27 protein-coding genes are annotated in these 25,009 nt (G+C 67.6%); 10 read left to right on the top strand and 17 right to left on the bottom strand.

Going from position 1 to position 25,009, the window contains the following annotated elements; genetic code table 11:
• Nucleotides 1-600: a helix-turn-helix transcriptional regulator gene (locus tag VL52_RS19025; protein ID WP_052729407.1), complete on the top strand. Its 600-nt coding sequence runs from the start codon at nucleotides 1-3 to the stop codon at nucleotides 598-600.
• 70 nt (nucleotides 601-670) lie between these two features.
• Here the strand turns inward: VL52_RS19025 and rarD are convergent, their stop codons facing one another.
• Nucleotides 671-1,582, bottom strand: a complete 912-nt coding sequence (gene rarD, locus VL52_RS19020; protein ID WP_046158512.1) for an EamA family transporter RarD — start codon at nucleotides 1,580-1,582, stop codon at nucleotides 671-673.
• Nucleotides 1,583-1,945: 363 nt separating this feature from the next.
• On the opposite strand from rarD, the gene VL52_RS19015 reads away from it, so the two are divergent.
• The 3 genes from VL52_RS19015 (at nucleotide 1,946) to VL52_RS23555 (ending at nucleotide 8,803) form a co-directional block, all read left to right on the top strand.
• On the top strand, nucleotides 1,946-5,431 hold the full coding sequence (locus VL52_RS19015) for an indolepyruvate ferredoxin oxidoreductase family protein (protein ID WP_046158511.1): 3,486 nt from the start codon (nucleotides 1,946-1,948) through the stop codon (nucleotides 5,429-5,431).
• A 132-nt stretch (nucleotides 5,432-5,563) separates the two neighbouring features.
• The gene (locus tag VL52_RS19010; protein ID WP_046158510.1) at nucleotides 5,564-6,130 is read left to right on the top strand and encodes a hypothetical protein; all 567 of its coding nucleotides are present in this window, start codon (nucleotides 5,564-5,566) and stop codon (nucleotides 6,128-6,130) included.
• 63 nt (nucleotides 6,131-6,193) lie between these two features.
• The gene (locus VL52_RS23555) at nucleotides 6,194-8,803 is read left to right on the top strand and encodes a cytochrome c peroxidase (protein WP_052729406.1); all 2,610 of its coding nucleotides are present in this window, start codon (nucleotides 6,194-6,196) and stop codon (nucleotides 8,801-8,803) included.
• A 22-nt stretch (nucleotides 8,804-8,825) separates the two neighbouring features.
• Here VL52_RS23555 and VL52_RS19000 read toward each other — a convergent pair whose 3' ends face one another.
• Complete coding sequence (locus tag VL52_RS19000; RefSeq protein ID WP_052717659.1) at nucleotides 8,826-9,737, bottom strand: LysR family transcriptional regulator; 912 nt, start codon at nucleotides 9,735-9,737, stop codon at nucleotides 8,826-8,828.
• 94 nt (nucleotides 9,738-9,831) lie between these two features.
• Between VL52_RS19000 and VL52_RS18995 the strand changes: the two genes are divergently transcribed.
• On the top strand, nucleotides 9,832-10,449 hold the full coding sequence (locus tag VL52_RS18995; RefSeq protein ID WP_046158509.1) for a short chain dehydrogenase: 618 nt from the start codon (nucleotides 9,832-9,834) through the stop codon (nucleotides 10,447-10,449).
• Nucleotides 10,450-10,604: 155 nt separating this feature from the next.
• Here VL52_RS18995 and VL52_RS18990 read toward each other — a convergent pair whose 3' ends face one another.
• From VL52_RS18990 to VL52_RS18960, 7 genes are all read right to left on the bottom strand, one after another.
• The gene (locus tag VL52_RS18990) at nucleotides 10,605-11,339 is read right to left on the bottom strand and encodes an NAD-dependent protein deacylase (RefSeq protein WP_046158508.1); all 735 of its coding nucleotides are present in this window, start codon (nucleotides 11,337-11,339) and stop codon (nucleotides 10,605-10,607) included.
• Between the two features lie 52 nt (nucleotides 11,340-11,391).
• Entirely contained in the window at nucleotides 11,392-11,727 is a 336-nt protein-coding gene (locus VL52_RS18985; protein WP_235429334.1) for a nucleotide pyrophosphohydrolase, read from the bottom strand.
• A gap of 67 nt (nucleotides 11,728-11,794) precedes the next feature.
• Entirely contained in the window at nucleotides 11,795-13,699 is a 1,905-nt protein-coding gene (locus VL52_RS18980) for a bifunctional 2',3'-cyclic-nucleotide 2'-phosphodiesterase/3'-nucleotidase (RefSeq protein ID WP_046158507.1), read from the bottom strand.
• 119 nt (nucleotides 13,700-13,818) lie between these two features.
• On the bottom strand, nucleotides 13,819-14,430 hold the full coding sequence (gstA, locus tag VL52_RS18975) for a glutathione transferase GstA (RefSeq protein ID WP_046158506.1): 612 nt from the start codon (nucleotides 14,428-14,430) through the stop codon (nucleotides 13,819-13,821).
• A gap of 98 nt (nucleotides 14,431-14,528) precedes the next feature.
• Entirely contained in the window at nucleotides 14,529-15,098 is a 570-nt protein-coding gene (locus VL52_RS18970; protein ID WP_046158521.1) for a DUF4337 domain-containing protein, read from the bottom strand.
• Between the two features lie 72 nt (nucleotides 15,099-15,170).
• Entirely contained in the window at nucleotides 15,171-15,431 is a 261-nt protein-coding gene (locus VL52_RS18965; RefSeq protein WP_046158505.1) for a VF530 family protein, read from the bottom strand.
• 61 nt (nucleotides 15,432-15,492) lie between these two features.
• On the bottom strand, nucleotides 15,493-17,736 hold the full coding sequence (locus tag VL52_RS18960; protein WP_046158504.1) for a DUF3141 domain-containing protein: 2,244 nt from the start codon (nucleotides 17,734-17,736) through the stop codon (nucleotides 15,493-15,495).
• A 189-nt stretch (nucleotides 17,737-17,925) separates the two neighbouring features.
• On the opposite strand from VL52_RS18960, the gene VL52_RS18955 reads away from it, so the two are divergent.
• The 4 genes from VL52_RS18955 (at nucleotide 17,926) to VL52_RS18940 (ending at nucleotide 19,736) form a co-directional block, all read left to right on the top strand.
• Nucleotides 17,926-18,384: a Spy/CpxP family protein refolding chaperone gene (locus VL52_RS18955; RefSeq protein WP_046158503.1), complete on the top strand. Its 459-nt coding sequence runs from the start codon at nucleotides 17,926-17,928 to the stop codon at nucleotides 18,382-18,384.
• A gap of 68 nt (nucleotides 18,385-18,452) precedes the next feature.
• A complete protein-coding gene (locus VL52_RS18950; RefSeq protein ID WP_052717660.1) occupies nucleotides 18,453-18,878 on the top strand; it encodes a hypothetical protein in 426 nt (141 codons plus the stop codon).
• Between the two features lie 16 nt (nucleotides 18,879-18,894).
• The gene (locus VL52_RS18945; RefSeq protein WP_046158502.1) at nucleotides 18,895-19,356 is read left to right on the top strand and encodes a glycine zipper family protein; all 462 of its coding nucleotides are present in this window, start codon (nucleotides 18,895-18,897) and stop codon (nucleotides 19,354-19,356) included.
• A gap of 185 nt (nucleotides 19,357-19,541) precedes the next feature.
• Complete coding sequence (locus VL52_RS18940) at nucleotides 19,542-19,736, top strand: hypothetical protein (protein ID WP_021476107.1); 195 nt, start codon at nucleotides 19,542-19,544, stop codon at nucleotides 19,734-19,736.
• 41 nt (nucleotides 19,737-19,777) lie between these two features.
• Here the strand turns inward: VL52_RS18940 and VL52_RS18935 are convergent, their stop codons facing one another.
• The 6 genes from VL52_RS18935 to VL52_RS25080 form a co-directional block, all read right to left on the bottom strand.
• Entirely contained in the window at nucleotides 19,778-20,332 is a 555-nt protein-coding gene (locus VL52_RS18935) for a DMT family transporter (protein ID WP_052717661.1), read from the bottom strand.
• Nucleotides 20,333-20,380: 48 nt separating this feature from the next.
• Entirely contained in the window at nucleotides 20,381-20,770 is a 390-nt protein-coding gene (locus VL52_RS18930) for a YkgJ family cysteine cluster protein (protein ID WP_046158500.1), read from the bottom strand.
• A 71-nt stretch (nucleotides 20,771-20,841) separates the two neighbouring features.
• On the bottom strand, nucleotides 20,842-21,375 hold the full coding sequence (locus VL52_RS18925) for a P-loop NTPase family protein (RefSeq protein ID WP_046158499.1): 534 nt from the start codon (nucleotides 21,373-21,375) through the stop codon (nucleotides 20,842-20,844).
• Nucleotides 21,372-21,725 carry a nuclear transport factor 2 family protein gene (locus VL52_RS18920; protein ID WP_046158498.1) on the bottom strand — a complete coding sequence of 118 codons (354 nt, stop codon included), beginning with the start codon at nucleotides 21,723-21,725 and terminating at the stop codon, nucleotides 21,372-21,374. Before VL52_RS18920 ends, VL52_RS18925 begins: the two co-directional genes overlap by 4 nt.
• A gap of 25 nt (nucleotides 21,726-21,750) precedes the next feature.
• Nucleotides 21,751-22,041, bottom strand: coding sequence for a putative quinol monooxygenase (locus VL52_RS18915; RefSeq protein ID WP_046158497.1), 291 nt, complete (start codon nucleotides 22,039-22,041; stop codon nucleotides 21,751-21,753).
• 97 nt (nucleotides 22,042-22,138) lie between these two features.
• Nucleotides 22,139-22,276, bottom strand: coding sequence for an NUDIX hydrolase (locus VL52_RS25080; protein WP_160298967.1), 138 nt, complete (start codon nucleotides 22,274-22,276; stop codon nucleotides 22,139-22,141).
• 138 nt (nucleotides 22,277-22,414) lie between these two features.
• Between VL52_RS25080 and VL52_RS18910 the strand changes: the two genes are divergently transcribed.
• The gene (locus VL52_RS18910) at nucleotides 22,415-22,738 is read left to right on the top strand and encodes a DUF6506 family protein (RefSeq protein ID WP_046158496.1); all 324 of its coding nucleotides are present in this window, start codon (nucleotides 22,415-22,417) and stop codon (nucleotides 22,736-22,738) included.
• Here VL52_RS18910 and VL52_RS18905 read toward each other — a convergent pair.
• Nucleotides 22,675-23,472, bottom strand: a complete 798-nt coding sequence (locus tag VL52_RS18905; protein WP_046158495.1) for a helix-turn-helix domain-containing protein — start codon at nucleotides 23,470-23,472, stop codon at nucleotides 22,675-22,677. The genes VL52_RS18910 and VL52_RS18905 overlap by 64 nt on opposite strands.
• Before the next feature lie 71 nt (nucleotides 23,473-23,543).
• Nucleotides 23,544-24,728 (bottom strand): alkaline phosphatase family protein, encoded by a 1,185-nt coding sequence (locus VL52_RS18900; RefSeq protein WP_046158494.1) that lies wholly within the window; start codon nucleotides 24,726-24,728, stop codon nucleotides 23,544-23,546.
• Nucleotides 24,729-25,009: the final 281 nt, after the last annotated feature.

The raw sequence follows: 25,009 nt of genomic DNA, 5'->3' as shown, positions 1-25,009 counted from the left end.
ATGGTCCACCTGCTGTTCTCCGCCAGCTCGGTGCTGGCCGGCTACTGGCAAGACGCGCTGGGCGAGGCGCGCCGCTGCACGCGCCTGCCCGAGCCGCCGCAGGAGCGGGACGCCGTCTTGTGGCTGGACTTGGCCAGCCTGGACGCCGGCCAACGCGACGCCGATTGGCCGACGCTGTGCCGCCACTACCGGGTGGTGGCGCTCAGTTCCGCTCCCAACGACGCCGAAGGCATGCACTGGCTGCAACTGGGCGTGTCCGGCTACGCCCACGCCTACGCCGCCGCCGACGAACTGCGCCAGATCGCCGCCAGCGTCGCCGCCGGCGGCACCTGGCTGGGCCGCAGCCTGCTGCTGCAGCTGTGCCAGCGCTTCGGCGCGCTGGTGCCGCCGCCCGAGCAGGCCGGCTGGCGCGATCGGGTATCCAGCCGCGAGGCCGAGGTGATCGCCATCCTCAAGCAGGGCCGCTCCAACAAGGAGATCGCCCGCGAGCTGGACATCACCGAGCGCACGGTCAAGGCCCACCTCACCGCCATCTTCCAGAAGTTCGGCGTCGAAGACCGCTTCCAGCTGCTGCTCAAGCTGACCCAGCCCGCGCACTGAAACGGCGCGCCGCGCATGAAAAAACGGCCATCCTCCGGGATGGCCGTTTTTCTTTGATGGACCAGGCGGCTCAAGCCGGCTGCCGGCGCCTGCCGCGCCACAGCTCGCGCGCGCCCACCGCCGAATACAGCGCCAGCGCGCCCCAGATCAGCGCGAAACCCATCGCGCGGTCGGGACCGAAAGGCTCGCCATACAGCATCACGCCCAGCGCCAGCTGGATGCTGGGACCGATGTACTGGATCAGCCCCACGGTGGCCAGCTTCAGCCGGCGCGCGCCGGCGGCGAACATCAAGAGCGGCACCGCCGTCACCACCCCGGCGCCGATCAGCAGGCCGTTGCGCAGCGCGTCGACATGGCCGAAAGCGCCCTGCCCGCTCCATTCGAACCACAGCAGCGCCGCCAGCGCCAGCGGCGACATCAGGAAGGTTTCCAGCGCCAGGCCGGGCAGCGACGGCAGCGGCGCCATCTTGCGCAGCAGGCCGTACAAGCCGAAGGTGGCGGCCAGCGACAAGGCGATCCACGGCAGCGAGCCGGCGCTGAAGGTCAGCCAGGCCACGCCCGCCGCCGCCAGTCCCACCGCCAGCTTCTGCGGCCGGCTCAGCCGTTCGGACAATACCAGCCGCCCCAGCAGCACGTTGACCAGCGGATTGATGAAGTAGCCAAGGCTGGCCTCCACCACATGGCCGGCATTCACCGCCCAGATATAGATCAGCCAGTTCAGCGACAGCACCGTCGACGACAGCGCGAAGATGCCCAGCTGGCGCGGCTGGCGCAGCGCGGTGCGCAGATCGCCCCATTGCCTGAGCGCGGTCAGCACCAGCGCGACGAACAAGGCCGACCACACGATGCGGTGGCACAGAATTTGCAAGGCCGGCACCTCGTGCAGCGGCTTCCAGTACAGCGGAAACAGGCCCCAGCAGATGAAGGCGCCGACGGTGTACAGCACGCCGCGGCTATCGCCGGCGGAAGAAGAGGAAGACATGCGATTCTCTGCGACACGGAATATTCCAACATCCAGCTTACCCGCTTTATTCCGTCGGAAAAATCATCATTACCTATACAGTCGGTTTACAAACACTTAACAAGCAATATTTTGCTGCACTGGCACATAAACCGCACCCGGACATGCCTTGTCGCGATCCCTTTGACGTTGACGTAAACGTAAACTATAGTCGGCGACATTAGGGTTAACACTCTAAGCTGCGACAGCCGCGCATACCCAGGGCACAAGGTATAAAAATAAAGTGTCCCCGGCGCCCGCCAGCACAGCAAGCGCCCGGAACCAGCCGCCCACAAGGCAGCCGCGGGCTGATCGCCACAAGCGAGCACGACAGGAGGAGAAACCATGTCAATCCGCCACGCAGACCTGGAAGAAAAATACACCGCCCCCACCGGCCAGGTTCTGATGACAGGCATCCAGGCGCTGGTGCGCCTGCCCATGCTGCAGCAGGAACTGGACCGAGCCGCCGGCCTCAACACCGCCGGCTACGTCACCGGCTACCGGGGATCGCCGCTGGGCAATGTCGACCAGACCATGATCAAGGCCAAGAAGCATCTGGACGCCCACAACGTGGTGTTCCATCCCGGCCTCAACGAAGATCTGGCCGCCACCGCGGTCTGGGGCACCCAGCAGGTCAACATCTTCGAAGGCGCCAAATACGACGGCGTCTATTCGCTGTGGTACGGCAAGGGTCCGGGCGTCGACCGCTCCGGCGACGTGCTCAAGCACGGCAACGCGGCCGGCACCTCCAAGCACGGCGGCGTGCTCTTGGTCTGCGGCGACGACCACGCCGCCAAGTCGTCCACCTTCCCCCACCAGTCCGACCACATTCTGGCCGCCAGCATGATCCCGGTCCTGAGCCCGTCCGGCGTGCAGGAAGTGCTGGACCTGGGCCTGCACGGCTGGGCGATGAGCCGCTATTCCGGCTGCTGGGTGTCGATCAAGGCGATCACCGACACCGTCGAGAGCTCGGCCATCGTCGACATCACGCCGGAACGGCTGGAATTCAAGATTCCCAAGGATTTCCCGCTGCCCGAGGACGGCCTCAACATCCGCTGGCCGGACACCCCGCTGGCGCAGGAAAAGCGCGTGCTGCACCACCGCCTGTACGCGGCGCTGGCCTACGCCCGCGAAAACAAGCTCAACCGCATCACGCTGGATTCGCCCAAGCCGCGCCTGGGCATCATCACCTGCGGCAAGAGCTACCTCGACGTGATGCAGGCGCTGGACGACCTGGGCATCAGCGAGGCCCAGGCCGCCGACATCGGCCTGCGCATCTTCAAGGTGGGCATGGTGTGGCCGCTGGAGCCGGAAGGCGTGCGCCAGTTCGCCCAGGGCCTGGAAGAAATCCTGGTGGTGGAAGAGAAGCGCCAGATCATCGAATACCAGCTGAAGGAACAGCTGTACAACTGGCGCGACGACATCCGCCCGCGCGTGGTGGGCAAGTTCGCCGAGAAAGGCGAGTGGGCGCTGCCGCACGGCGACTGGCTGCTGCCGGCCGCCGGCGAGCTGACGCCGGCGATGATCGCCCGCGCCATCGCCAACCGGCTGGCGCTGATCTTCGACAGCCCGGTGATCCACGACCGGCTGAAGTTCTACGACGATAAAGAGGCGCAGCTGGTGCAGCCGCGCGAATCCATCGCCCGCGTGCCGCACTATTGCTCCGGCTGCCCGCACAACACCTCGACCAAGCTGCCGGAAGGCAGCCGCGCGGTGGCCGGCATCGGCTGCCACTACATGGCGCATTGGATCAGCCCGGAAAACACCAAGACCTTCACCCAGATGGGCGGCGAGGGCATCACCTGGCTGGGCCAGGCGCCGTTCACCACCACCCGCCACATCTTCACCAACCTGGGCGACGGCACCTACTTCCACTCCGGCATCCTGGCCATCCGCGCCGCGGTGGCCGGCAAAGTCAACATCACCTACAAGATCCTGTACAACGACGCGGTGGCGATGACCGGCGGCCAGCACGTGGACGGCTACCTGGACGTGCCGATGATGACCCGCCAGCTGGCGGCCGAAGGCGTCAAGCGCATCGTGATCACCAGCGACGACCCGGACAAGTACCAGAACGCCCAGGGCCTGGCGCCCGGCATCGACGTGTTTCACCGCCGCGAGCTGGACCGCGTGCAGCGCGAGCTGCGCGACATCGAGGGCGTGACCATCCTGATCCACGATCAGACCTGCGCCGCCGAAAAGCGCCGCCGCCGCAAGCGCAACGAGTTCCCGGACCCGGCCAAGCGCGCCTTCATCAACGAGCGCGTCTGCGAAGGCTGCGGCGATTGCAGCAAGAAGTCCGGCTGCCTGTCGGTGCTGCCGGTGGAAACGCCGCTGGGCCGCAAGCGCAAGATCGACCAGTCCAGCTGCAACAAGGACTACTCCTGTGTCGAGGGCTTCTGCCCCAGCTTCGTCACCGTGGAAGGCGGCAAGCTGAGGAAGCCGGCCGGCGCCAGCGCCGACCTCGCCAAGATGCCGGCGCTGCCGATGCCGAAGATCCCGGCGCTGCACGAGCCGTTCGGCATCATGGTCACCGGCGTCGGCGGCACCGGCGTGGTCACCATCGGCCAGGTGCTGGGCATGGCCGCCTACCTCGACAACAAGGGCGTGACGGTGCTGGACATGGCCGGCCTGGCGCAGAAGGGCGGCTCGGTATGGTCGCACGTGCGCATCGCCGACTCTCAGGACAAGCTGCACGCGGTGCGCATCGCCGCCGGCGACGCCAACCTGGTGCTGGGCTGCGACCTGGTGGTGACGGCGGCCGAGGAAGCGCTGGCCAAGATGCGCGACGGTTTCAGCCACGCCATCGTCAACAGCTACGAATCGCCGACCAGCGGCTTCCTGAAGAACCCGGACATCCGCTACCCGGCCAAGGCGATGAAGGACGCCATCGTCGAGGCGGTCGGCGCCGGCCGCTTCAGCGAGGTCAACGCCAACAAGCTGGCCACCGCGCTGATGGGCGACGCCATCGCCGCCAATATGTTCATGCTGGGCTACGGCTGGCAAAAGGGCCTGGTGCCGGTGTCGCTGGAAGCGATCATGGAAGCGGTGCGCTTGAACGGCGCCGCGGTCAAGTTCAATCAGGACGCCTTCACCTGGGGCCGCCACGCCGCCCAGGACCTGGCCCGCGTCGAAGCGCTGGTCAGCCCGACCGCCGTGGTCCAATTCGTTCCACGTGAAACGCCGGACGCCGTGGTCCACCACCGCTCCACTCTGCTCGCCGCCTACCAGAACGGCGCGCTGGCCGAGCGCTACAAGGCGCTGGTGCAGCAAGTGCGCCAAGCCGAGGAGGCCGCCCAGCCGGGCAGCACCGCGCTGACGCTGGCCGCCGCCCGCGCCTACCACCATCTCCTGGCCTACAAGGACGAGTACGAAGTGGCGCGCCTGTACAGCGACGGCGAGTTCCAGCGCGAGGTGGCCGCGCAGTTCGACGGCGACTACAAGCTGCGCTTCCACATCGGCGTGGCCTGGCTCACCCGCGGCCAGCCGCGCAAGATCGCCATCGGCTCCTGGCTGATGCCGGCGATGAAGGTGCTGGCCAAGCTGCGCTTCCTGCGCGGCACCGCGCTGGATCCGTTCGCCTGGCAGGACGACCGCAAGCTGGAACGGCAGTTGATAGCAGAGTTCGAGCAGGAGCTGCCGGCGCTGCTGGCCAAGCTCACGCCGGACACGCTGCCGCGGGCGGTGGAATGGATGAAGACCTGGGAAGGCGTGCGCGGCTTCGGCCACATCAAGCTGGCCAACTACCGGCAAGCCAAGACCCGCCAGGCCGAGCTGCAAGGCGGTCCGGCCCAGGCCGGCAAGCCCGCCGCCAACGCCGCCGTGGCCTGACCACGATTGTTTCCGCAGCTTTGGGCGTCGACTCCTGTCGACGCCTTTTTTCCATCCGCAACTGAAAATGACATACGGATCAACTATGTTTTCCAGTATGCGAACCGCTTTTCCACCGACTGGAGACACCCCATGTCCGCCCTGTTGCGCCGCGCCGCCATCGCCTCGTTCAGCCTGATCCTGATCGCCTGCTCCACCACCCCGCCCGCCAAACCGGGCCTGTCCGCCAATGGCTGCGTCGGTGGCGTGCTGCCGCCGCCGCCGGGCATGAGCGCGGCGCAGAATCCCGAGCTGCTGGCCAAAGCCGTCGGCGCGCCGGGCAAGGGCGGCCTGTGCGAAGGCGCGGTCTACCGCCAGGACGCCGCCGCCGGCGTCATCGTGTACCGGGTGTGGGACAGCGCCAAGCCGGGTTCCCGACTCGGCCGCTGGTGGTCGTTCAGCCAGCCGCAAGGCCCGGTCGCCCAATACCAGGCGGCCAACGCCATCTGCCCGGCCTGGAGCCAGCTCGACAGCGTGGTGCGCTGCCAGCTGAAAGCCGGCGTCCAGGTAGCGGTAGGCCCGGGCCAGAGCGCCGACTGCGCGCCCGATCCCGACTTCCCGCCGTCGCCGGTCAACCAGGTCTACGTGCCCAACACCAGTCCGGACGACATCCTGGTGGAAAATTGCGAAGACCAAGGGGCGTTCCCGCCGGCGATGTAAGCGTTTGCGGCGGGAGGCCGCGGCAAGGCATAATCGAGGATTTTGCAAATAATTCTCATTACAATGCACCGCCTCGCCTGCACCTTCGCCCTGCTGCTCGCCGGCTGCGGCGGCGGCCCCGCCGCCTCGCCGCCGCAAACCGGCCGCTTCATCGACAGCGCCGTCAGCGGCCTGGATTACGAAACCCCCACCCGCGCCGGAAAAACCACCGCCGCAGGCGAATTCCAATACCTCAGCGGCGAAACCGTCGCCTTCCGCATCGGCAAACTGGAGATCGGCGGCGCCGCCGGCTCGCCGGTATTGACCCCGCTCAGCCTGGCCGGCGCGCAAGACGCCGGCGATCCCGCCGCGCTGAAGATCGCCCGCCTGCTGCTGACGCTGGACAGCGACGACAACCCCGGCAACGGCATCCAGATAGCGCCGGCCGACGCCGCCCGCTTCCAGCAGCCGCAAAAGCTGGCCGAGATCGGCGACGCCCAAGCCCTGCTCGACCAACTGGGCATCGGCCGCAGCCTGGTCAGCGCCGAATACGCGCAAGCCCACCTGCAGCTGAGCCTGGCCGCGCTCGACGCCAAGCCGATCGCCCGCTTCCAGGCCCGCGACGCCGTCGACGGCCGGCCGCTGGCGTCCGGCGAAGCCGCCGGCTGCGCGGACGACAGCCAGACAGGGCTCAGCTGGGAAGTGAAAGCGGAATCCGGGCTGCGCAGCCGCTTGCACAGCTATTACGCCAGCGCCAGCCGCGAAACCGAGCGCCCAGCCCAGTGCGAGCCGGGCCAGGAGGACTGCCTGGCCGTCACCTACGTCGATGCGGTCAACCAGCAGAAACTGTGCGGCCACGACGACTGGCGGCTGCCCAGCGAGCGCGAGCTGAAAACGCTGCTCGACTGGAGCCAGCTCGATCCGCGGCGCAATCTGCCGGCGATCGACCGCCACGCCTTCCCCGACGCCGAGCCGGCGTTCTACTGGACCGCCACCAGCCGCCAGGCGCGGGGTTCGCTGGCAGTCGCCTTCGACGACACCCACCGCACCCTGCCCCACGTCAGCCTCAGCCTGGGCATGCCGGCCAAGATAAGACTGGTGCGCGGCCCAGCGCTGCCGGACGCGCCCAATCCGGAAGACCTGCCGCAAACCATTCCGCCCTACATCCCGGTGGACCGCGCCGGCGACCTGGCCAGATCAGGCGCAGAAGCCGCCTGCGTCGACGACAGCGAGCATCCGGACGCCTTCCTCAAGGTGGTGCTGTGGCAGGCGCGCCCGCGCGATGCGCAGGCCGGGCAAGTTTCTTCCGCGCTAGGCGAGGCCAACGGCCAGGCCTGGTGCGGACAGCGCGATTGGACCTTGCCCAGCGCGGCGGACGGCAGCCGCTGGCTGCAGTTGCGCCTGGCCGGCGACGCCGCGTTCCGCGCGGCCTTTCCCGCCGCCGCCTCGACGCAGGCGATCTGGGTGAAGGACGACATCGGCAAAGCGCGCATCCTGCGCGCGGACGGCCAGTACGCCGACACCGGCGCCGCCGCCTTGCTGGCCATCAGCAAGCGCGCGGCCAAGCCACCGATGCCGGACAGCGACGACACGCCGCCCGACGCAGCCACGCTGGCCGACTGGCGCCAGCGCTACCTGCGCTACCGCCCCGGCCAGGCCACGCAGCCGGATTGGCCGGCGCCGACGCTGGATGCCGCCGCCCGCGACGGCTTCCGCGATCTGGGCCTGCTGCCGGCGATGCCGTTCCCGGCCGACAATCCCTATTCGCCGGCCAAGGCGGCGCTGGGCGAGAAGCTGTTCTTCGATGCGCGGTTGTCGCGCAACAACCGCATCGCCTGCGCCAGCTGCCATGATCCGCAGCACGGCTGGGCCGATCCCCGCGAAGTCTCCTCCGGCCACGTCGGCCAGCTGGGCGGCCGCAACGCGCCGTCGGTGATCAACAGCGGCTACTTCGCCCGCCTGTTCTGGGACGGCCGCGCCGCCAGCCTGGAACAGCAGGCGCTGGGGCCTATCGCCAATCCGCTGGAGATGCACCAGCCGCTGGCCGCGGCGGTGGCCAAGATCGCCGCCGCGCCGGAATACGGGCCGCTGTTCGCCGCCGCCTTCGGCGACGCCGCGGTGGACAGCAACCGTCTGGCGCAGGCGCTGGCCACTTTCGAGCGCGCGCTCATCAGCCACGACAGCGCCTTCGACCGCTTCCTGAAGGGCGACGCGCAGGCCTTGAGCAACCAGGCGCTGTGGGGCCTGCAGCTGTTCCGCACCAAGGCCCGCTGTCTCAACTGCCACAACGGGCCGGAGCTGTCCGATCAGCGCTTCCACAATCTGGGCCTGCACTTCATCGGCCGCGACCGCGAGGATCGGGGCCGCGGGGCGATCACCGGCCGCGGCGAAGACATGGGCGCGTTCCGCACGCCGGGTCTGCGCGAGCTGCTGTACACCGGCGGCTACATGCACAACGGCGACATGCCGCTGTTCGCCGACGACGGCGGCGGCGTGCTGGAGTTCTACAACAACGGCGGCAACGAGGTGGCCGCGGCCGGGCTGGACAAGTACACCCAGCCCAAGCCGTCGCCGCTGCTCAAGCCGCTAGGCCTCGGCGAGGCGGAAAAGCTGGCGCTGCAAGCCTTCCTGCGGGCGCTGTCCGGACCGCCGCGGCTGAAGCCCGCGGGGCTGGACGAGCTGTCGCACCGCTGAGCGCCCGGCCAAGCCGGCGCCCTCAGCCCCGGTCTGGCCGGGCGGCGAACCACTGGGCGCAGAAATCGATCAGCGCCCGGGACTTGGCCGGCTGCGGCGTTTTCTTCGGATAGACAAGATAGACCGGCCGCGCCGGCGTCTCCCAGCCGGCCAGCACCCTGGCCAGCCTGCCGCCGATCAAGGCGGCTTCGGCGACGAAATCCGGCAGCCGCGCGAAACCGGCGCCGGCTTCGGCCAGCTTCCGGTTCAGGCTGTAATCGCTGACCTGCAGCCAATGCGGCACCTCCACTTCTTCCGCTCGCCCCTCGCGCTCGAAACGCCAGCGCGCGCCGCCGTGGTAGCGGCTATGCACCACGCAGGGCAGCCGCGCCAGATCGGCGGGTTCGGCCGGCGCGCCGCGTTCGGCCAGCAGCGACGGCGCCGCCACCACCCAGTCGCGGGTCTGGAACAACGGGCGCGCCACCAGTTGCGGCGGCAACTCCCGGCTGGAGCGGATGGCCAGATCGAAGCCGTCCTCCTCCAGATCGCGCTCGGCCACGCTGACGTCCAGCTCCACCGAGATGCGCGGATACTGTTGATGAAAAGCCAACAATAGCTCGGCGCCGAACGCGCCGGCGAACATCTGCGGCACCGTCAGCCTCACCGTGCCGTCCGCGTCGCCGCTCAAGCCGCGCACCGCCGCGGCCGACTCCCGCAGCAGCGTCCGCAGCCGGCGGCAGTAGCCGAGATAGGCATGGCCGGCCTCGGTCAGCGTCAGCTTGCGGGTGCTGCGAAACAGCAGCTGCGCGCCCAGTAACGCTTCCAGCCGGCTCAGTTGCTTGCTGACCTGCGACTTGGACGTGGCCAGCCGCTCGGCGGCGGCGGTGATGCTGCCGGCCTCCGCCACTTCGAGGAAGACCAGCGCCAGTTCGGATGAGGGTTCGATTGTTTCCATATAGGTTCCAATACTTCCACGTTTGCCCGGTTTTTCCAAGCCGCGCGCGCGCCTAAGCTGACGGTTCCCCCACTCAAGCTGCAAGGAAGACGATATGAAAATCCTGCTGATAGGCGCCAGCGGCAACATCGGCCGCGCCATCGCCGCCGAACTGTCCGGCCGCCACGAAATCATCGCCGCCGGCCGCGATCACGGCGACGTGCGCGTGGACATCGAGGACGAGCAAAGCATCGCCGCCATGTATCAACAGCTGCCCCGGCTCGACGCGGTGGCGGTGGCCACCGGCGGCCGCAACGGCCACGTCGGGCCGCTGGCAGAGATGAACGCCGAGCGCTACCGCGTCGGACTGGACTCCAAGCTGATGGGCCAGGTCAACGTGGTGCTGCGCGGGCTGGACAAGCTGGCCGACGGCGGCTCGTTCACGCTGGTGGGCGGTGCCTGGCAGCCGCAGGCCATCGTGCCGCTGCTGAGCAACGTCTACATGGCCAACGCCGCGCTGGAGGGCTTCGTCAACGCCGCCGCGGTCGAACTGCCGCGCCGGCTGCGCATCAATCTGGTCAGCCCGCTGCTGCTGGCGGAATCGGAGGCCGGATACGGACCGCTGTTCCGCGGCGTGCCGCTGGTGGAGGCGCGCCAGGTGGCGCGCGCCTACAGCCTGAGCATAGAGGGCGCGCAGACCGGCCAGACTTACCGGCTGGGCCGGCTGGATTAGCCGCAGCAGAATGGCGGCGACGATATTGCCGGCGAAACCCGCGCCCGGATCCAGCCCGTGATTCCAATGGATGCGATCCATTGCCCGTCCCCTTGAAACGCCGCAAACGGCGGCCTTCTCAAGATAAGCGCGGGTCCGGCATCATGCCAAAGGGATCAGGAGCGCAGCTGGCGACAGGTTTCGCCGATGCCGGCGTGGATGCACAGGTCGAACAAGGCGTCGAAACGGGTGGGCGTGTAGTTGATCAGCGCGCAGGGAATGCCGGCCCGCGCCGCCTCCACCGGGATCAGATTGACCGGCGACACTTCCAGCGACGAGCCCATCACCAGCAGCAGCTCGGCGTTAAGCGCCGCCTGGAAGGCCACGTCTATCATCGGCACCGCCTCGCCGTACAGCACCACGTCCGGCTTCAACGCCGCGCCGCAGCGGCGGCAAGCCGGAAGCTCATGCTGCTGCACGTAATCCAGCGGATGCGGCGTGCGGCAATCAGGGCAGCTGGCGGTCAGCAGCGTGCCGTGCAGCTCCAGCACGCGGCGGCTGCCGGCCCGCCCGTGCAGGCCGTCGATGTTCTGGGTGAGGATGGTAACTTCCTTGCCGTCCTCCTCCAGCGCGGCGAGGAAGCGGTGGCCGTCGTTGGGCTGGTAGTCGCCCACCAGCTTGATGTGGAAGATGTCGCGGAAGGCGCGCCAGAAGGCGACGGGGTCGCGCTGGAAGTAGTCCACCGATACCGCGTCGGCCAGGCTCATGTCCCTGGACCACAGGCCGTCGGCGGAGCGGAAGTCGGGGATGCCGGATTCGGTGCTCATGCCGGCGCCGGTCAATACCGCGATGCGCCGCGCGCCGCCCACCAGTTGCCGCAGATACTGCACTTGCCTTTCCGTCACGCTCATCCACCGCTTCCTTGCCGCCGGGCCATGCCCCATGGCCACTATAGCGTAAGGGTCAAGCCACCGGATATTTTATTGCGTTCTTGACCATCTTATCCCGAACCGCCTCGTCCAGATCGACGCCGGCCACCATCGCCAGCCGCGTCAGATACAGCAGCACGTCGGCGATCTCTTCTTGCAGATGGGTGAACTTGGCCGGGTCTTCGCGCAACCGCGCCGCAGCGTCGTCATCCAGCCACTGGAAGATCTCCGCCAGCTCACCCACCTCGCCCACCAGCGCCAGCAACAGATTGCGCGGCGAATGATGCCGGTTCCAGCCGCGCTCGTCGGCGAAGCGCTGCAAGGCGGCGGTCAGGCCGCCGACATCGATCAGCTTGTCTTGAGTCATCATCACTTTCTCGTTTCACGTGGAACGCCAGCCGCTGCCCGCGGCCGGCAAAACCCGGTTCGCGACCGCTTTACTCCGCCAGCTCCAGCGTCACCGAGCCGTCGCCGTTGTCCCGCGCCAGCTTGAACTGCTTCTGCTCCGGCAGATAGCGCATCGCCCCCGCGCCGGTGGTAAACCGCAGGCCGACGCCGGCCACCGGCAGCACGCGCCAGTTCCGGCCCTGCCCCAGGTCGATCACTTTCTTGCTGGCGAGATAACTCGCCAGCGCGGCGCGGTTCTCGTCCGGCGCGTCCACCACGATCTTGTCGGCGCTGATGCCGGGGAAGTTGCCGCCGCCGCTGGCGCGGTAATTGTTGGTCACCACGATGAAGCGCTGCGCGGGATCGATCGGCTTGCCGTTGAAGGTCAGGTTGACGATGCGGTGGCTGCCCGGCGCCGCCAGCTTGCCGTCGCCATCGTAGCGCGCCGGCTGGGTGACGTCGACCTGGTAGCTGACGCCGTACAGGCTGTCGAAATTGTAGGAGCGGAACGCCGGGTTGATCAGTTCCTGCGCCGCCGGGCCCTTGGGGTCGATGCGATTGAACTGGCCGGCCGACATCTCCAGCCACTCGCGCACGTCGGCGCCGGTGACCTTCACCGCCTTGATGGTGTTGGGATAGATGTAGAGGTCGGCCAGGTTGCGGATGGCCAGCTTGCCGGCCGGGATATCGGTGTAGTAATTCCAGCCCTGGCGGCCGCCGGCCTTGAACGGCGCGGCGGCGGACAGGATGGGCAGGTGTTCGTACTCGGTGCCCTGCAGCGCTTTTTGCATGTAGCAGCGCTGCGCCTCGGCGACGATGGCCACCGACGGATCGTCGGCCGCCTGGGCGAAGTAGCTGTAGATCGGCCGGCGGGTGGCGGCCACCTCGCCGCGCACGTAGTCCAGCGTCGCCTGGTGTTCGGGTCCGATCAACGCCTTCACGCGCGGATCGATGTCCGCCAGCGGCTTCTTCGCCTGTTTGTCGAAAATGGGCCTGAGCGTCGCCCGCTTGCCGACCACCCGCCACTTGCCGTCCGCCTGCTCCAGCGTCAGGTCGATCACGCCCAGGTGGTCGCCCCAGCGGCCCGGCATCGCCGCCGGCACGCCGTGGATGGTGCCGGCCTGCAGGTCCACGCCGGGATAGCCGGCGAAAGCGGCGGACGGAAACTCGGCATGGGCGTGGCCGAACAGGATGGCGTCGATGCCCGGCACCTCGGCCAGCCCCGACACCGCGTTTTCGGCGAAGCGCGGCAGCTCGCCCTTCTCGAAACCCGAATGCGGCACCGCGATCACCAGGTCGGCGCCGGCGGCGCGCATCTTGGGCACGTAGTCGCGCGCGGTTTCCAGGATGTCGCGCACCGTGGCCTTGCCCTGCAGAGTGTTCTTGTCCCACTGCAAAATCTGCGGCGGGGCGAAGCCGATCACGGCGATGGTCAACGCATGGGCCTTGCCCTCATCGTCCTTCACTTCGCGCTTGAGCAGGACATAGGGCGTGAACAGCGGCTGCCCGTTCCTGGCGTCCAGCACGTTGGCGTTGACGTAGGGGAAGGCCGCGCCCTTCAGCGACTGCTGCAGGAAAGGCAGGCCGTAGTTGAATTCGTGATTGCCCAGATTGCCGGCGTCGTAGCCCAGCGCGTTGAGCACCTTGTAGGCCGGGTGGGTTTCGCCGGCCTTCAGTGGCTTGATTTTGGCCACCAGATCGCCCATTGGGCTGCCCTGCAGCAGATCGCCGTTGTCGATCAGCAGGCTGTTGGGCGACTCGGCGCGCGCCGCGGCGATCAGGCTGGCGGTGCGCTCCAGGCCGAACTCGGCCGCCGGCTTGTCCTGGTAATAGTCGTAGGCCAGCAGGTTCATGTGGACGTCGGAGGTTTCCAGCACCCGCAGCTGGACCGGCGCAGTCCAGGCGGAGGCGGCGAACACGGCGGCGAGAGAGGCGAAAAGCGGCGCGGATTTCATCACGGGAGGCCTTTTGAGTGTTTTTATTGCGTCCGCATTATACGCCGGAGCCGATCCCTCCCCGCCGCGCCAAGCAAAATGCCCGGCGCGGGCCGGGCATCGCATGCGCTTGCGAGGGCTTACTTGAGCAGGCCTTCAGCCTTCAGCGCCTGCTGGGTCGCCGGCAACTCGGCCACCCGCTTCAGGAAAGCCAGCAGCGCCGGGTAGGCCGCCAGCGAGCGCTGCAGATACTGCGCCCAGGACAGGCAGGTGAACAGATAGGCGTCGGCCACGCTGAACTGGCCGCCCAGCAGGTAAGGCGTCTTCTCCAGCTGCGCCTGCAGCAGCGCGAACCGCGGCTGCAGACGCGCCCAGGCGTCTTCCTTGACCTCGTCGGTCTTGCCGGAAAAGATCGGCGAGAAGTTCTTGTGGACTTCGGTGGAGATGAAGTTCAGCCATTCCTGCAGCCGGTAGCGCGGCAGCGTGCCATTGGCCGGCGCCAGTTGCTTGTCGGGAACCTGGTCGGCGATATACTGCATGATGGCCACGCCCTCGGTCAGCAGTTCGCCGTTGTCCAGCTGCAGCGCCGGCACGTAGCCCTTGGGATTGATGGCGGAGAAGTCGGCGCCGCCGGCGGTGGTGTGCGGCACGTCGCGCAGGCTGACCGATTCCGCGCTGAACGGCAGGCCGCTGGCGAACAGGACGATGTGCGAGGCCAGCGAACAAGCGCCGGGGGAGAAGTACAGTTTCATCGCTATGCTCCTGTGGGAAGGATGGGACAAACCGCAATCGCGCCAGCCTGATCCAAAACCATGCCGATTGCAACCCCCTTCCCGCCAGGGTTTCGCCGTCAGCCCAGCAGGCTGATCAGCCACTCGATGCGCAGGTTCCAGCCGGCGAAGCCGGCCAGCCAGAACAGGATGCCGAGCGCGCCGAAACCCCAGGACGCGAACAACGGCAGCAGGTTGGCCGACAGCGCCGCCACCGCCGCGCAGGCCACCGCGATCGACAAGCCGGCGTCGCTGATGTCGAACAGGTCGTGCCGCGCGTTCAGCGGCTCGATCGAGCCTTCCTTGGCTTCGGCCTTGCCGCGCAGCGCCTCGCTTTCGGCCTTGTAGCGCGCCAGCTCATGCCGCAATTGCTCCTGCTGCGGCTTCAGCGCCGCCGCGCTGGCCGGGTTCGCCAGCGCCAGCAGCTCCGCCTGGCGCATGCCGGCCTCGGTCAGGTGCAGCTTGATCTTCTTGGCCTGGTACTCCGACCAGGCGTCCGCCGCGTCGGCCTTCAGCAGCTGGCGCGCCTGGACGATATTGTCGTCTTTCAGCTTGCCCAGGCCCATCAGCACCGACAACAACACCACAGTCAGCGCCACCCAGCTGTTCAGGCGCTTCTTCTCCGCTTCCACGCTGATTTCGACTTCCATATTGTTCCCCTTGGCCGGCGCCGGACCATCCGCCGCCTTGTTCAACATAACGCGGCAAGAGGCGATCGGATGTCAGCCGGCCTTCTTGCCGAACAAGCGCGGCCGGGAGTCCGCCGGCCGACTCTTCATTTCAACGAACAGCGCCTCCACCTGCGCGCGCGCCCACGGCGTGCGGCGCAGAAACACCAGGCTGGACTTGATGCTGGGATCGTTGCGGAAGCAGCGGATGTCGATGCGCGCCGCCAGCTCTTCCCAGCCGTAATGCGCGTGCAACTGGTTCAGCATCATTTCCAGCGTGACGCCGTGGGTGGAATTATTGGCCTGGCCGCTCATCGAAAGCATCCTGTAAAAGCAAAAGCGGCGAGTGTAAGCCGCCGCCCGTCCGCTGGCAAAGCTACTTGGCCGCCGTCTTGTTGCGGCTGCGCGTCGCGCGCGGCTTTTTCAGCACCACCGCCTCCCCGGCGTCCGGCACCTCGCCGGCGGTGACTCCCATCGCCAGCGCCACCCGGCCCAGCCGCTGCTGCTTCTCCACGCTGATCGGCCCGGCCGCCGCCAGCAGCAGCATCACCAGCTCCAGCGCCATCGCCCGCTGCGCTTCTCCGGGCAACAGGTCCTGGATGGTGGCCAGCGCGCGCTTTTCGTCGTTGCGCACCAGCCAGGTCTGGCGCCGCACCGCCTGCTTGAAGGCTTCCAGCGTCAACTCCTCGCCCAGGCCGGTGTCCTGCATCACCCGGCGTATCGCGTTGAATGGCCGCACGTCGACCACGCCGTTGCCGATGGCGACGTAGATCAGCAGGCGCAGGAAACCGTCCACCGCGCCGCCTTCGGAATAGTGCTCCTCCAGCTCGCGCCGCTTCAGGCGCAGCATTTCCTCGCGCTCCCAGCCGCCGCCGTGGCTGCGCACCCGATAGGGCCGGCGCGGATCCAGGCCCACCAGAGCGGCGGTCAGCGGCGCGTCGTAGACGGCGCGGAAGGTCATTTCCTTCATCGCGTCGCGCTGGTCGCGCCAGCCGTCCAGCAAGCTGGCGGTCCAGTCGGACACGGTCTGCTGCCATTGCCAGAACGGGTTGTCGCCGTCCACCGGCTTGCGCGCCTCCTTTACCTTGCCGGCCCAGTCCGACAAACCGTTCAGCAAGGGGTTGCGGCTGGAGAACCAGCGCCGCTCGAAGCGCGACGGGTGCATCTCCCGCATCAGGTGCGCGGTCCACGGCGTGGTGCAGGCCTGCAGCCACGGCGACACGAAGCTGTCGTACAGCTGCTGGTTGATCTCCGCCACCCGCTTCACCACCTGGAACGCGCGCTCGCCGTCGCGGCCGTCGCCCAGCGCCAGGATGTCCGCCACCTCGCGCGGCTCGAAGCGGATCACGTAGCGGCCCTGCAGATACTGCAGGCCGGGCATCTCCGGATAGGTGTCGGTGATCACCGCCTCATAGAGGCCGGGCGGCAGCACGTCGATCAGGTCCAGCGCGCTGGCCAGCTCGCTGTGCTCCTTGTTGGCGACGCCGGCGGACACGAAGATGCCGAGGTGGCCGATCTGCTCGTGCAGGCAGTAGACAATGGTCTGCTCGTTGCCGCGGATTTCCTCCACGTCCCGGTACAGGTCGGCGATCCAGTACAGCGCCTGCTGCGGCGGCGTGATGTTGTCGCCCCAGGACGCGAACACGATGATGGGCGAGCGGATTTGCCTGAGGTCGATCCGCACCGCGCCGTCGTCCAGGTACACCTCGCCGCGGCTCAACCGGTTGCCGACGAACAGGTTCTGGCTGATCCACTCCATCTCTTCCTTGTTGAGCAGGTAATGGCCGCCCCACCAGCGCTCGAACTCCAGGAAGCGGTTGCGCTCCTTGTCGATGTTGGCGTACAGGTGGTAGCCCTTCTTCCAATAGGTGTTGGCCGGATCCATCTGCTCGAAATTGGAAACCAGGTGCGCGCCGTCGAACTGGCCGTGGCCCAGGTCGCCGGTCAGCGAAGCCAGCCAGGTGCCGCCCAGCATGCCGCCCTGGTAGCGCATCGGGTTCTTTCCGGCCACGCCGGCCCAGTAGGACAACGGCGAGCCGGCCAGCAGGATGGGGCCGACGTCTTCCGGCGCCGAGGCCGCCACCATCGTCAGCGCCCAGCCGCCCTGGCAGTTGCCGATCACGAACGGCTTGCCGGCGTTGCCCGGATGCGCCTCGCGCACCCGGCGCAGAAAAGCCTTTTCCGCCCGCCACACGCACTCTATGGTCTGGCCGGGCACCGGCACCGGGAAAAACATCACGAAATAGCAGGGATGGCCCTGGCGCAGCGCGATGCCGATCTCGCTGTCCATCTTGAAGCCGCCGATGCCGGGCCCATGGCCGGCGCGCGGATCTATCACCACGAACGGCCGCAGCTCCGGATCGGTCGGCGGGCAGTTGGCCGGCGGGCGGATCGCCGCCAGCGCGTAGTTGACCGGCTTGTCCAGCTCGCGGCCGTCGACGATGATGTCGAAATCGAACACCAGCACCGGCGGATTGCCGGACGCCTGGTGCTCCAGATAGGTGTCGCCGCGCTCGCGCAGCACATCGCAGAACAGCAGGCCGCGCTGGACGGCGTCAGTCCAGTAGTCGGCCCAGTGCTGGCCCAGCGACCACCATCCCCCCTTGTCGGTTTCCGCCATGCAGATCTCCCGGTTGTCCGCAGCTTTCACTGTAGCCCACCACTGCCGCCCCCACCTCTCGATGGCAAGAGTATCAACAAGTTATTGCAGATTAACAGTCATAAACATAAGCGATTTCCACGGCAAAACTCGCCTGACATTTGCATCCAATACTGCAGCCACCAACAGCTCACACGAAGGGAAACCGTCATGACCCAGCTGCTCAAACCCCTGCTCATCGCCGGCCTGCTGTTCGCGGGTTCCGCCGCCGCCTACGCCGACGATGCCCCTGCCGCTCCCGCCGCCCACAAGGGCTGGCACATGGACCCGGCCAAGCACGAAGAAATGCGCGCCAAGCACCTGCAGGCGCTGCACGACAAACTGAAGATCCAGCCGCAGCAGGAAGCCGCCTGGCAAACCTTCGCCGCGTCGATGAAGCCGGAAAAGATGGAAAAGCCGGCGATGGACGACAAGGCCACCGCGCCGGAGAAGATGGAAAGCATGATGCAGCGCCAGCAAGCCCGGATGCAGCAGCGCCTGGACGCGCTGAAGGCCTTCTACGCGCAGCTGACGCCGGAACAGCAAAAGACCATGGACAATCTGCACGGCCCGCGCGGCAAGTGGCAGCATCATAAGAAACCGGAAGGCGCGGCCCCGGCCAACGGCTGATCCCGCGATTCGATCCCGCCCGCGCCGGCTCGCCGGGCCGCGCGGCAACCGACCGAAAGAGGCCCATCATGAAAGGCTGCATCCGCTTGAGCGGCGCGCTGCTGGCCGCCGCGCTGGCCGTGGCCGCCGTCGCTCCCGCCGAGGCGTACTACCACCACGGCGGTCCGCGCATCAGCATCAACGTCTGGCGCGGCGGCTACTGGCACCACGGCTACTACCAGGGCCGGATGGGCTGGTGGTGGGTGGTCGGAGGCGCCTGGTACTTCTACACCGCGCCCATCTATCCCTACCCCAGCCTGTACGCGCCGCCCGCCATCGCCGTGGCCCCGGCCGTGCCCGTCGTCCCTGCGGTGCCGATGGCCCCGCCGGTCGCCGCCGCGCCGCAGGAGCCGGCCCAGGTCTGGTACTACTGCAAGGCGGCCAAACAGTACTACCCGTATGTCAGCGAATGTCCTGGCGGTTGGAAGACCGTGCCGGCGCAGCCGCCCAGATAAGCCGGAAGGAAACGCCATGAACGCACGCTATTGCATGATGCTGCTGCCGTCGCTGCTGGCCGCCTGCGCCGCGCTGCCCACCGGCCCGACAGTGGCGGTGATGCCGGCGCCGGGCAAGCCGTTCGACGTATTCGCGCAGGAAGAGCAGCAATGCCGGGCCTACGCCGCCGGCAACAGCGGCGCGGCGGCCGCCGACGCGTCCAACGCCACGCTGGCCGGCAATATGGCGCTGGGCACCGTGGTGGGCGCCGCGGCCGGCGCGCTGATAGGCGGCAACCACCAAGGCGCCGGCGTCGGCGCCGGCATGGGACTGCTGGCCGGCACCGCGGTGGGCGGCTCCAGCGGCGCTTATGCCGGCTACGATGCGCAAACCCGCTACAACATCGCCTACCAGCAATGCATGTACGCGAAGGGCAACCAGCTGCCAGGCCAATACCCGGCGCGGCGCGCCTACTTGCCGCCGCCTCCGCCCTATTGAGAGCCATGCCATCCAGGCAAAATCACTCAACGAACAAACCATTTAACATATTGAAACAAAAAGGGAATTGCCGGCAACATCTTCGGTCGAATTGGCATTAATAATGAAAGTACGCCCAATACATTTCCGGGGCCGCAACAGGAAAACCGAGGGCGATCCGTTCAACAACATCAAAGGATTCCGCCATGCTCAGACTGCTCATGACCTCGCTGGCGTTATTGCTGGCCAGCGCCTTCGCCAGCGCCCAGGACGCCAATGTCCGCCCCTTCGACAATCCCGCCGTGCCGCCCAGCGTGCCGCTGTCGCTGCAGGACATGAACCCGGCCCCGCCGGCGCCGGTCCAGGCGCCGGCTCCGCAAGCGCCGTCCACCCAGCAGTAAACACCCCACGATCCCGCCGGCCCGCCCGGCGGGATCGCATTTCAGCGGCCGAACCAGCGGTCGCCAAAATTCACCAGCAGCACGCCCGCCACCACCAGCGCCGCGCCAGTCAGCTTGGCCGCGCTCAACTCGCGCAAGGGCATCATCAGCCAGCCAAAACGGTCGAAGCACAACGAAGTGAACACCTGTCCCGCGATGATCAGGGAAACCATGGTCGCCACGCCCAGGCGCGGCGCCAGCAAGGTGGTGCCGAACACGAAACCCGCGCCCAACACTCCGCCCAGCAACATCCACCATTCGACGCGAGCCAGCGCCGCCAGATTTTGCCAACGCTGGCCAGTCGCCAGCGACAATAGCGCCAGCGTCAGGCAGCCGGTGCCGAACGACACCAGCGCCGCCAGCAAGGTGCTGTTGCCCAGCAACAGGCGCAACTGGTTGTTGACCGCCGCCTGCAGCGGCACCACCACCCCGACCAGAAAGGCCAGCAAGGGAAAAATCGCCTGCATCGCCGCGCTCCTCGATAACGATAGGCCGCCGCCGCCCGTGGCGGGGCCGATGCCATGCCGCTGTTCCACGTGGAACGCGGTCCAGTCCATGCCCGCTGCGCGGCGCCGGCAGCAGGGCGACCGGCCATGATAAATGAATTACTTCTGACGCGGACGGCTGTCGCGGGTATAGGCGCAAAAACCTGGCTTGGGGCCGATCTTGGGATGATTGCGGCAGGTGTTGGGGCGGCGCTCGTAAATGGTGCAGCGCCGGGTCTGCGCATCCAGATACAGGCAGTCGCCGTTGGCGCGCTGCGCCAGCGTGAACAGGCTGTTCTTGAAATTGAAATGCTGGATCACCCGCTGCTTTTCCAGCCGCTTGGCGATGTTCTTGATCGGCTCTTCCAGCTCGAACTCGTCCACCACGCCGATGCGCACCAGATCCGGCAGCTTCACTTCCACCGGCATCGTGCAACAGGACGCCATGCAGTCGCCGCACAGGCCGTTCTTGTACTTGATCCAGGTTTCCAGGCGGTTGATGTCGGCCACGGCTAGTCCTTAACACATTGAATACTCGAAACTTTCCCTTGCGGGAAAGCGCGCATTCTACGGACGATGGCTCACGCCGGCAAGATGCCCGCCAACAGCCGCCTGGCCTCGGCCGGGCTGCGCGGCGCCAGCCAAGCCGCTCCGGAGTGGGCATCCCGCAAGTCCGACAGCGCCAGGCGGCGTCGGCCGTAGCCGCGCCACATCCACAGCAGCAGCGAGTCTCGCGAAAACAGCGCGCCGCGCAGCGTCTCGCGGTTGCCGTGCGCCAGCGCCTCCCGCCGCCAGGCCCGGCGCAGGCTGCGCCGGACGATGCGCCAGGCCAGCAGCGCGCGGGGATAGTCCAGCCAGATCACCAGCTCGGCGCGCGGCAGCAAGCGTTCCAGCGCCGACGCGTAGCTGCCTTCCGCCACCCAGCGCGGCTGAGCCGCCAGCGCCGCCACGTCGGCGGAAAACGCTTCGCGCCGCGTCCAGCCCGGCCCCCAGAACAAGGCGTCCAGCTCAGCCAGCGGCGCGCCCGAGGCGGCGGCCAGCCTGGCCGCCAGCGTGCTCTTGCCGGCGCCGCTGCCGCCTACGATCAACACCCGGCCGGGCAATGAAGCGGTCATTGGTAATGCGCCGCCGCGCGCTGGATCTTTCCTGCCTCGTCCAGCCACAACACTTCGGCCGCCAGGCCGCGCGCGCCGCGGTAATGTATGGTCAGCGAATCGGCTCCGGTCAGCGTGGCCAGATGCTCGAAACGCAGGTCTGGCAGCCGCCGCAGCGCCTCCGCCCAGTAGGCGGCCACCGCCGGCTTGCCCTGCAGCCGGCCGGACGCTTCGCCGGCCATCTCGGCGATGTACGGCGAGCTCATTTCGAAATCGTCGCGGTAATGGGCCAGGATGCGCGCCAGATCATGGCTGTTCCAGGCGTCTATCCATTCCCGCGCCAGTGCCTCGGCGAATGGCTTGTCCAGCATCGGCGTGACCTTTTCAGACGCGGGCCTAAGCGCCCAGCAGCGTGGATGGATGGGCTGCGCGCCTGGTTCGCGGCAGCACCTCGGGCAGATAGATGGTCTGGATCGCGTCCAGCTTGCCGTGCGCCTCCCAGCGCGCGCGGCTTTCCCAATGCTCGACCAGCACGAACACCTTGGGATCGGCCTCGGAATGGTAGGCCTCCCACAACAGGCAGCCAGGCTCCGCCAGGCACCGCGGACGCATCCGTGCCAGCGCGGCGGCGATGGCCGGCACATCGGCCTCCGTTATCGCCTCCAGGGTCACAATCAGGGGAAACATCGTCTTCTCCATTGCGATCAATCAATCTGGCCAAATCTCGGCTGCGAGATCGAACACTCAGGCAAGAGGCTTCGACCAACAGCCCCCTCCGCCCATCTTAATAGAACGCCATCCGCCGCAGACCGACATAGCGCGGCGCCACCCAGAAATCGTAGGCGCCCGGCTTGCAATGCCGGACCATCAGAATCCTGTCCTCATGCTCGACGATTACGCCTGCCGCGATCCCATGTTTCATCGCGCCTCAAAAACCAATCAGCATAACATCGACAAAATCGCATAGGAATATTCAGGTCCGACGCCGCACGTTTTTCCAAGATCGCCGGGCGAGGCGCCGCTTAAGCTCGGGCTTCCACACCCAGCAAAGGAAACCGCCATGGCCCTGAAAGCCGCCTTCATCTTCATCGCCCCCCACGGCGACCCACAACGCCATCGCGCCATCACCGCTACGCCGGAAGTGGAGGTCATCACCCTCGCCGTCTCCAGCTACCGCCAGGCCGGCGAAGTCGCCCGCGAATTGGCTGAGCAAGGCTGCGCCGCCATCGAGCTGTGCGGCGGCTTCGGCCACCAGGGCGTCGCCATCGTCGCCGCCGCGGTCGGCGAACTGGCCGCGGTCGGCGCGGTGCGCTTCGATCCTCACCCCTTGCTCGGCCACCGCTCCGGCGACGAACTGGCCCGAGCGCCGGCCAGCGGAGAATAAAACAGGGACAGCGCCGGATCGCGCAGCAAGCGCGCCGGCGGCTGCCCGCCGAAGGCCAGCGCGTCGCGGTGCAGATGGGATTGGTCGCAATAGCCATGCTCCCAGGCCAGCCCGGCCAGGGCCGGCCGCGGCTGGAACGCCGCGTCGCGGAAAAACCTCTCGAACCGGCACAGCCGGTGAAACAGCTTGGCGGTCACGCCCTGGCTGGCATGGAAACGGCGAGACAGGCCGAACCGGTCCACGCCCGCCTCCGCCGCGTGCGTACCCAACTGGAAGCCGGCGCTGTCGGCGAATATACGCCGCGCCAGGCGCCGCATTCGCTCCAGCTCGGGCTCCGCCCGCAGCCGTCCGCGCAGGAAACGGCCGGCCAGCTCGCATTGCGCGTCGAAATCGGCCCGTTCGATTCCCGCCCACAAACCGTCCGCCGCCGGCCACGCGCGCGCCGGCGGCGTGACGCGGTCCACCAGCTGCGACAAGGGAAGCGAACAGAATTGCGGCAGCGCGCCGGCGTGGAAACGGACCACGAATACCGGCAGCGCCGGCCGCGCGATCCGCAGCATCCGCCGGCGGGGACACAGCAAGCCCGCCGAGCCATCCGCGCCCAGCCACAGCTCCGCGCCGGTGCCCGGCAATAGCGTCAGCACCGCGGGATCATCCGGCCCGAAACAATAGCGGCGGTAACTGTGTATCCATGGCTCCAGCCCTGGATCGGGCCTGCGTTGTTTCGACTGCATCGGCGATATCCAGAAAAAAAGCGGCCATTCTGCGGCGGCTACGGCCAGCCCCGCTTGTAAAAATGTGATGCTCAGGCCCGGTAGACGATCAGCGGAATCGCCTGCTCGTCCGGATGGACGCCGGCGTGCACGCCGGCGAGGCGCAGCGTCTCCTCCCCCGGCAGCGTGTCGCGCAGATTCCAGCCGGGCTTGGCGATCAGCGCCACATCGCCGCAACGGCGAGCCAGGTCCGGATGCGCCGAACCCGGGCCAAACACGCCGGATGTCCGCAGCTCGCGGCTTTCCACCACCCAACAGGCATGGCCCAGCCGCTCCCGCGCCAGTTCGATGAAGCGCGCGGCGCAGCCCGGTTTCAGATGGCAGTAAGCCAGCCGAGTCTCGCCGGACAGAGGCCGCGCCAGCAAGCCGTACAGTTCCGGGTCGGCGTCCACGTCCAGCCATTGCGCGTCCGGCGCGGCGACGAAACCGTGATCGGCGATCGCGACGATCGCCGCGCCGCAACGTTCGGCCTCGCCCAGCAGCGCGGCGAAAGCGGCGTCGATTTCCGCCAGCAGCGCTCGCGCCGCATCGGAATCCGGCCCCTGCTCATGCATCAGCGTGTCCAGCTGCGGCAGATACAGGTAGTGGAAGGCCGGCTGCGGGTCCGCCAGCCGCCGCGCCAGCCGGGCGAAACCGTCGGCCATTCCCCCGCGGTAGGCGACGCGCTCCGCGCCGCCGGCGTGGTGGCGGCTGCATGGGGAATAGGCGATGAAATCCGGCAGATAAAGGAACGCCGGCCGCGCCAGGCGGTCGAACAGCGGCCGCGCGCGGTACAGGGTGGCCGCGCGCCGCGACTCCTGCCCGCCGGCGTCGGCCGGATGGCGGGCGTACAGGGGCAAGGGCGCGATGATTTCCTCGCCGTGCAGCTGGTGCCAGCCAATCAGGCCGTGCTCGGCCGGCGAGCGGCCGGTCAGCGCCGTGGCGACGGCCGCCGCGGTGGTGGGCGGAAACACGCTGCTGATCGTCGCCCGTTGCAATGCGCGCAGGCGGCTGTTCGGCCCCAGCCGCCGCAACTGGGCGTCGCCCAGCCCGTCGATCAGGATCAGGCAGACATGGCGGTGGCCGCCGATGCCGGCCAGCGCGCCGGATGCCAGCGGCGCATGGCCCAAGTCGGGTCCGCCCAATTCCAGGCTAAGCGTCTGCATCAGATTGAGCAGCCCGCCGCCCTGGTAGTCCGGCCATGCCGCGCCGGGGCACAAGGAAGCCAGATCGGCCATCGCAGCCCTTCCGGGAAAGGTAAGAAACCCCATTCTCGGCAGCGCGCGGCGCGGCGTCAACGCGATGCGGCAACAATTCGACAATTGTCATTAACATAGAATTTACATTCAATAACAATCTGATACAGTTGGCCGCCGCTCAAACCAGTATGCTGCAAGCCATCAGTTTTTTACCGGAGATAGTCGCATGAAGCGCGCATTTGTCATCATTTCGCTGAGTTTGGCCGGACTGGCCGTCGACTGCTCAAGCGGACACGTCCACCATCGTCGGCGGCGCGTTT

This window comes from Chromobacterium vaccinii, from assembly GCF_000971335.1.
GTDB classification, from domain to species: domain Bacteria; phylum Pseudomonadota; class Gammaproteobacteria; order Burkholderiales; family Chromobacteriaceae; genus Chromobacterium; species Chromobacterium vaccinii.
The sequence above is the reverse complement of the archived record's forward strand: the minus strand, read 5'-3'. Positions and strand labels throughout refer to the sequence as shown.